Here is a 6797-nt window from a genome sequence, read left to right on the forward strand (position 1 = left end):
ATCCATTTAGTCAAAAGTATAAAGGCAAGACTTGGAAAGAATATTTTGAAGACATAAAAAAAGAAGAATCAAAGTGAAGAAAGAAGAAACAAAATGAAGAACGTTTTCAACTGTCCGATTTTTTCGGACAGTTGAAGATGACAGCTAAAACATATGAACTAAACCACATCTTCCGTTCGTACTAGCAAGAAAGTTAGGAGCTATATTTATGAAAGGTGATTTGGGGATAGTTTTAAGTATATTTTTTTTTGATGTTCTTTGATATATGAAAACAGATTAGATATTGCTAAAAATTAGCAAAGTGTTTTTTGAACTTGCGGGGGAATATTGCGCTGTGTCTTGCACCATCTTGGATTCTTTTGAGCGTTTCTTGTGTTAAAGACTCGACTCTTCTGTAGTGACTACCAAGCGTCTTTGTTAAAATTTCTGATAATTTTTCTTCAAAAGATTCTTGATAGAAAACAAACGATCTATGTTTTATCGACGGATGATCCGCAGTATCTAAAACACATGATTCGTCGGAACAGAAACTTGTTACATTAACAATCAGCACGTAACCGTCAACATCGGTTTCGGATATCACAAAATGCAGATGTTCTTTATCCGAGTTTTCAGGTTTACGCCAAAAGGCTAATCCTTTTGCCGATGCGTAGGGGGTCATTTGGCTAAATCCTGTCGCAAAGATTCGACGGCATTTTCTACTTCCAATATTTCTTCTATTTCAGCGTCGCTTTTATATAACGCTTTTAATATTGTTTCTTTTTTAAGCGGAATTGACCCTTTTTCACACGGTTGATGATTCTTCCATTCTAGAAATTCATGAACAACATTATCAACGAGATAGTTCCAATCTTTATCGTGATATTTAGCATCGACATCGTCCATAATTTTCATTTCACCGTCACTTAATTCGTCGTAGTCACTTAATCCGTCGTGATGGCAATTACGCCTAGACAAAGAAACTAAATCATAGTCTCTCTTTTTAAAAAGGATGTTCCAATGCATTTTTTGTATTGGATCGCAAGCAGGACTATTCCTAATAAAGTCGTACAGTCCGCTTAATACCGGACCTTGTTTCATCAAACAATATGAGTCTCCCGAAATAGCAAAATTCCACTTATCAAGGCATTCTCTATCAGCAATATAAAGAATTTTTATCAATTTGGTGTAATTTAGTTCGTAATTATATTTCTGTAGAACATAATTTACAACTTGAACCAATTTTTCAAAATTATTCAGTTTTTTTAGTTGCGGGTTCACTTTGTTACCTCCTTCTTTACAGCGCTAACAACTACCAGCGACTATCAGTCTCAGTAACAAGTCACTAAGTTATAGTAACGTTTTTTAATAAAATTGTCAAACTTAAATAAAATTGTCAAACTTAATTGATTTAGGAGATAAAATGTATTTATGAAACAAGACTTAGAGTTATTTTTAAAGAGAGTTGCCTTTAAGAACAATTATACTACTATCGGCAGACTCAAGTTTAACGGGTATGATGAGCATAACAATATTGTTGAAGACAATAAATCGCTGTGTGATACGTTAGAGCCGAGTAAAATATCACGAATGCTTATACCGACAGGAAAGTATAAAATAATAGTGAACCACAGCAACATGTTTAACAGAGACTTGCCATTGCTTCTAAATGTGGCTGGTTTTACAGGCGTGCGCGTCCATAGAGAAAATACCGCAAAGGATACTAAGGCTACATACTTCCCAGAAAGAATGATAAAATTGGTTGGGTCAGTTATTCTACGCAATACGAACAAAAGATTATAGATTTGATTAGGTTGTACCAAAAGTGTTGGATAACGGTTGGATAGAGTGCAAAGATACAATCACTTCTATATTGCTTAACTTCCTTTTATCTTTTAGATACAAAAAGATAACTACAAATAACAACAGATACAAGAGATTTGCCTTCGCAAACAATGTTGGGGATTGCATTAACAACTGAACATGGAAAATGGATACGGTATAGAAATTTATATTTTTCAAATATGCTACAATCAAAATGCTTAAATTTATGAAGTTTTAAATTATTATGCAAAAAGACAATAAAAATCAACTTAATGTTGCATTAAAAGCGTCTATAAATCCCAATGTTCTTAAATGGGCAAGAGAGGCTATCGGAGTTTCTTGCTCGGATGTTGTAAAAAAAATAAACAAAAAGTCCATCACAGAAACAAATCTGACCAATTGGGAAAATGGTAATGACTTTCCAACAATAGATGTTGCAAAAATCTTGGCAAAAACTTACGGTATAAAATTTATAACTCTTTATCTACCAGATATTCCAAAGAAAATAAAACCGTTGAAGGATTTTAGAGGAGTTTCAACTCCTAATAATTTCTCTAGGAACTTTGTCTTTTTAATGCGTGAAATACAAGGAAAACAAGAATGGCTTAGGGAATATCTTTTAAGCCAAAAAAGAGAATCTCTTACTTTTGTCGGTAGTCTTGCTATCAGTGATACTATCAGTGATAGTATTGATGAAGTAGTTTCTACTTTAAATAAGATACTCCTATCTGATATAGAAATGCATAGCAAAGCTGAGAATAATTTGAAAACATTAATAAAAAAAATAGAGAGTTTGGGCGTATTTATTTCAATTGGAAATTCTTTCAATGGAGATTATCGCAGTTCTGTTCAGCCATCTGAAGTGAGAGGTTTCGCCATTGCAGATAAAATAGCCCCTTTTATTTTTATAAATTCCAAAGATACAAAAAATGCTCAGTTATTTACTCTTATTCATGAGTTCTGTCATTTGCTTTTAGGTGAAACAGGAATATCTGACACTTCTAGTAATAATCAAAATCCTATAGAGTCTTTTTGTAATAAAGCAACTGCTGAATTTTTAATGCCTACCAATAAATTTATTAAAGTTTGGCATAATAATAAACAAGCAAGTTTAGACAACAAAATTAAAATTTTAAGCGCTGAATTTCCTACAAGCCAACTTTCAATAATAATAAAAATATTTAGCTTAAAACTTATTAACAAAAATACTTTTAATAATACTTATAAGGATTATAAAAATAAGTTAATGGACTCTATTAATGTTGGGACAACTAAACAAAAAAATCGTTCTTATGTTAGTCCGTATCTTAAGTCTTTGCATATAAATGGCAAGCCATTTATTGAAATTGTATTTGAAGCTTACAGCAATAGCGCCATAATGATAAAAAATGCTTGTTCTTTATTGGGTGTCAAAACAGGAAAACTGGATACTTACGAGCATGAATGGAATAAATATTTATGAAATACTGTTTGGATGCAAACTTTTTTATTACAACTTGGCGATATTATTCTCCTGAAATAGTAGAAGGTGAAGGTTATGGGAATTGGTTGACCAAATTAGTGATAGATAAAGAAATCTTTATTCCTACAGAAGTTTATGAGGAAATCGAAGTAGGAGGAGATGATCTTTACTATTGGCTGAAAAATATCAAAAATGAAATCGTAGTTCCTATGGATGATAAAACACAGGAGATAGTAGTTCAAATTATGAACAATAAGCCTGAAGCGAGAAGTTTTGCAGATTCTAACAAGAAAGACAACGCAGATATTTTTGTAGTAGCAAGTGCTAAAAGAAATAACTCTACGGTTGTTACTAATGATACAAAATTGCGTAATTTATGTAAAAGCTGCGATGTTAAATGTTTAAAAGACTGTGAGTTTCTAAAAGAGAGGAAATTAAAAATGAGCATTTCAAAATGATGTTTTTGTTCAGATAGCACAAAAGAAACTGAAGAATGATTGCCTTGATTATGCAGTAAAATTGTGTACAATAAATGTGATAGTTCTGTTGTTGATTTGCACTAAGGACTTACAAATTGCTTTCAAAGACGGCATTTTCCATGCTTTATTATTGAACGTAAATAACGTAATTAAACTATTTACTTTGCTTCTATGAGCTTTAAGTTCTATTCCTTCAATGTCAGGATTAGCAACATTATTTTCAGTTCTGCCAAGTAGTGTTTCCAAAGTATATCCTTATACCCGTTGCTCCATTCCTCTTAGTAGGTATAAATCCCATTTTTTTAATTTGTTTGAATTTTACTACAAATTCTTTAATAGTCTATTTTAAATTTCCCTTTAAATGAGAATCTATTTCACAAAGACGTACGCATTTCCGTCTATAATAAAAAATTTCTTCATATATTGTTATACTTCTTAAAATAATTATCAATCTCATCTCTTAATTCAATACCAACTCGTTCAAAGCAATCTAATAAATCTTTATATGCGTCTTTCCCACTTAAAAAATCCCAAAATTCATCAGCTACTTTTAATTCATTTGGCAAGTCTAACATACCTGCCATTGTCCAACGATCATAAGGCTTTGGGTTGTACGGATTGTATGGAATTGCAATTAATGTATTTACTTTTGCTTGCGGATTTTCTGCAAAGATTGCTACTACCCATTCTAACAATGTTCTCTTAAATTCTTTAAATCCGCCTTTGTTTGGTTTTGCTGTTTTAATATCAAATAAGAATTTTTCACCATTTGATTTCTCAAGAAAAACATCTATTTTTGTGAGTTTTACTTTGTGCATCTTACCTTTCTGGCTTACTTTTCTTATTCTTTCCATTTCTTCAATTTTATTTGGCTTAATATTTGCAGCAGATATATTATCAAGTATATTTTGAATTTCTCTTTGCGCGCCATCGCTTATCCGTGTTCCAGCATCTGCCTGTTTAGAAGTTATTTCAAAATTAGATTTTGTCAACTCAAGAGCAACAGGTTCAAATATAGTCGTTCCAAAATTAGTATTTAATGAATGTATAAAAAAAAGCGCCATTCTATCTTTACCAAGCAATCTTGTATGAAACGGCATCGAGGCGGGCTCGGGTTTGTAGTTCCCAAATTTAGTCCGGAGACTTTCTTTTAAAATTTCTTCAACTCTGGACTTCTGCATCTGATTTAAAGACATCTGTTTTCCTTTAAATGAAATATTATTTCGGAATACGCTCCTTTGTCTTTTTCTGTGCGATTTAATACCGGACGTTTAAAAGTATTTGTTATTTTCATTCCTGCTTTGTTGGCTATTTCAGAGTACAAATTATACTTATCATTAGCTACCAAAAAAACGTTATAGTCCCTTTTTAAGTATCTTTTACAATTGTTCAAAACGGCTGAAATTCCTTCAACATAGTTTTTTTGCGCTTCCTTCGTCTGTCCTTTGAATAATGGACCTATCTCAAGTTTGTCTTTTCTATCAAACCCAAATAAATCGTAGGCATAGGCGTGTTGTTCGTGATAGTCTATAAGTCCTACGTAAGGCGGGCTAGAAAATATGCCTGATATTTTTTGTCTGTTTAATATATCTGCAAAAGATTTTTTCTTTTTGGAAAGCGCTGTAAAAATGTCAATTGTTCTGGCATCTCCTGATAAACAATATTGATGCGTTTCTGTTTTTAGCTTTTCAAATTCTTTTATTCTTTTAACTGTGTCTTTTGAATATGTTTTCCACCACTTTATAATTGAAAATATGGGTTTGCAGATTTTACCGTGTTTAGAACAATAATAAGTTGTTGATGCAGGTTCTACAAGCGTTGCTAAATCTGAATGCGTAGTTGCCCTACACGAACGCATTGTGCGACTTAGAATTAAAGCTAAAATATTTTTATTATTAACGTTTTTGATATTTTTTATTTCTTCAAAAACAAAATTTATTTCATCTATAATGTTTTTGAAATACCATTTCTCAATAAAAGTTTTAGGATTTTGTTTGAGAAGTTCTATTTTATATTTTTTGACGAAATTTTTATAAACAGGGAGAAATTCTCCATCTTTTTCTTGACCGTATTTATCTTCATCTATGAGTTTTCTTTTAAGTTTATATTTGTAGTTGGGTACAGGAAAATATTTATCGTTAAATTTTTTTAATTGCTCTATGAGACTTTGCTCAAATTCTGTATCTTTTAAAAATTGGGAGTTTTTAATCAACTTTTCTGTGATTACACCTATACTCTCTTCTAATGAAGCAACATCATATTCGTTAATCTTGCAATTTGCGATAAAAGAATTGAAAGAAGAGATATCTATGCCTATTGCGTGCATACCAAGCTCGTTAGCCTGAGCAAGCGTTGTCCCGCTACCGCAAAAAGGATCTAAAACAACGTCACTTTTATTAAAATATTTTTCTTTTTTAAATTCATCGATATGGTCGTCTAAAAAATATTCTACAAGTTGAGGTATGAATTTACCTTTATATGGGTGAAGTCTATGTATATGCTTAGTTGTATCGGACTCCTTTAAATTATCAAAAGATAATTTCCAGTTTAAATCCTGTCCGAGTTTGCCTTTCCAAGAATGTTCTCTCGATTTATTTAGTGAACGATAATATTTCTCAAGTTCTGATTTTGAAATTTGAGTTGAACCATCATGCCCAATTTTGCTGATACATCCATACTGAATAAGATAAGAAATATTTGATGTCGTTACTTCCTTTCCCAAATAATTTGTAGCCCATAAACTCGCTTCTTTAATTGTTAAGTATTGGCTATTTAATTGCATTCAACCCTCTAATTTATCTAAACGTGACTTCATGACTAAGAAGAGCGCTTGTAAAAACCGTTTGCTTCTAAAAATTTGGTTAACTTACTTGAGTTTAACCATTTTTTTAGTTTGCCCATGTTGGCGCTGGAATATTAAACATGATAGAATTGTTAGATAACAAAGGTAAATCGTCAACTAAATTTTTTGTACTTGTAGAAATTGCTTGCATTCCTGTAAATTTCCAGCCCAAGCCTTCTAAAACTTCTCTAGCGTCATAATCTTCATTTAC

At 31.7% G+C, this 6797-nt stretch carries 8 protein-coding genes; 3 read left to right on the forward strand and 5 right to left on the reverse strand.

The genetic code is table 11. The features are described 5' to 3' along the window. Nucleotides 1–286: 286 nt before the first annotated feature. Both LE180_RS05495 and LE180_RS05500 read right to left on the reverse strand, forming a co-directional pair. Complete coding sequence (locus tag LE180_RS05495) at nucleotides 287–661, reverse strand: hypothetical protein (protein ID WP_374134453.1); 375 nt, start codon at nucleotides 659–661, stop codon at nucleotides 287–289. Further along, nucleotides 658–1260, reverse strand: a complete 603-nt coding sequence (locus LE180_RS05500) for a Panacea domain-containing protein (RefSeq protein ID WP_374134454.1) — start codon at nucleotides 1258–1260, stop codon at nucleotides 658–660. The genes LE180_RS05495 and LE180_RS05500 overlap by 4 nt, the downstream gene beginning before the upstream one ends. Before the next feature lie 150 nt (nucleotides 1261–1410). Here LE180_RS05500 and LE180_RS05505 point away from each other — a divergent pair, with 150 nt between their 5' ends. The 3 genes from LE180_RS05505 to LE180_RS05515 all read left to right on the forward strand — a co-directional run bounded on the left by LE180_RS05505 (nucleotide 1411) and on the right by LE180_RS05515 (nucleotide 3723). Then, nucleotides 1411–1782 (forward strand): DUF5675 family protein, encoded by a 372-nt coding sequence (locus LE180_RS05505; RefSeq protein WP_374134455.1) that lies wholly within the window; start codon nucleotides 1411–1413, stop codon nucleotides 1780–1782. Nucleotides 1783–2047: 265 nt separating this feature from the next. Further along, nucleotides 2048–3265, forward strand: coding sequence for an ImmA/IrrE family metallo-endopeptidase (locus LE180_RS05510; RefSeq protein WP_374134456.1), 1218 nt, complete (start codon nucleotides 2048–2050; stop codon nucleotides 3263–3265). After that, nucleotides 3262–3723 (forward strand): DUF4411 family protein, encoded by a 462-nt coding sequence (locus LE180_RS05515; protein WP_374134457.1) that lies wholly within the window; start codon nucleotides 3262–3264, stop codon nucleotides 3721–3723. Before LE180_RS05510 ends, LE180_RS05515 begins: the two co-directional genes overlap by 4 nt. Before the next feature lie 48 nt (nucleotides 3724–3771). Here LE180_RS05515 and LE180_RS05520 read toward each other — a convergent pair whose 3' ends face one another. From LE180_RS05520 to LE180_RS05530, 3 genes are all read right to left on the reverse strand, one after another. Next, the gene (locus LE180_RS05520) at nucleotides 3772–3990 is read right to left on the reverse strand and encodes an MvaI/BcnI family restriction endonuclease (RefSeq protein WP_374134458.1); all 219 of its coding nucleotides are present in this window, start codon (nucleotides 3988–3990) and stop codon (nucleotides 3772–3774) included. 170 nt (nucleotides 3991–4160) lie between these two features. After that, nucleotides 4161–4940: a TdeIII family type II restriction endonuclease gene (locus tag LE180_RS05525; RefSeq protein WP_374134459.1), complete on the reverse strand. Its 780-nt coding sequence runs from the start codon at nucleotides 4938–4940 to the stop codon at nucleotides 4161–4163. Next, on the reverse strand, nucleotides 4931–6526 hold the full coding sequence (locus tag LE180_RS05530; protein ID WP_374134460.1) for a DNA methyltransferase: 1596 nt from the start codon (nucleotides 6524–6526) through the stop codon (nucleotides 4931–4933). Before LE180_RS05530 ends, LE180_RS05525 begins: the two co-directional genes overlap by 10 nt. Between the last annotated feature and the right edge of the window lie 271 nt (nucleotides 6527–6797).

The organism is Candidatus Endomicrobiellum pyrsonymphae (genome assembly GCF_020328025.1).
Classification (GTDB): domain Bacteria; phylum Elusimicrobiota; class Endomicrobiia; order Endomicrobiales; family Endomicrobiaceae; genus Endomicrobiellum; species Endomicrobiellum pyrsonymphae.

Bases quoted from the DNA above. Each gene is read 5' to 3' on its own strand.
- LE180_RS05525 (WP_374134459.1), bottom strand. From the start codon at position 4,940: ATGTCTTTAAATCAGATGCAGAAGTCCAGAGTTGAAGAAATTTTAAAA.
- LE180_RS05510 (WP_374134456.1), top strand. From the start codon at position 2,048: ATGCAAAAAGACAATAAAAATCAACTTAATGTTGCATTAAAAGCGTCT.
- LE180_RS05515 (WP_374134457.1), top strand. From the start codon at position 3,262: ATGAAATACTGTTTGGATGCAAACTTTTTTATTACAACTTGGCGATAT.
- LE180_RS05530 (WP_374134460.1), bottom strand. From the start codon at position 6,526: ATGCAATTAAATAGCCAATACTTAACAATTAAAGAAGCGAGTTTATGG.
- LE180_RS05495 (WP_374134453.1), bottom strand. From the start codon at position 661: ATGACCCCCTACGCATCGGCAAAAGGATTAGCCTTTTGGCGTAAACCT.
- LE180_RS05505 (WP_374134455.1), top strand. From the start codon at position 1,411: ATGAAACAAGACTTAGAGTTATTTTTAAAGAGAGTTGCCTTTAAGAAC.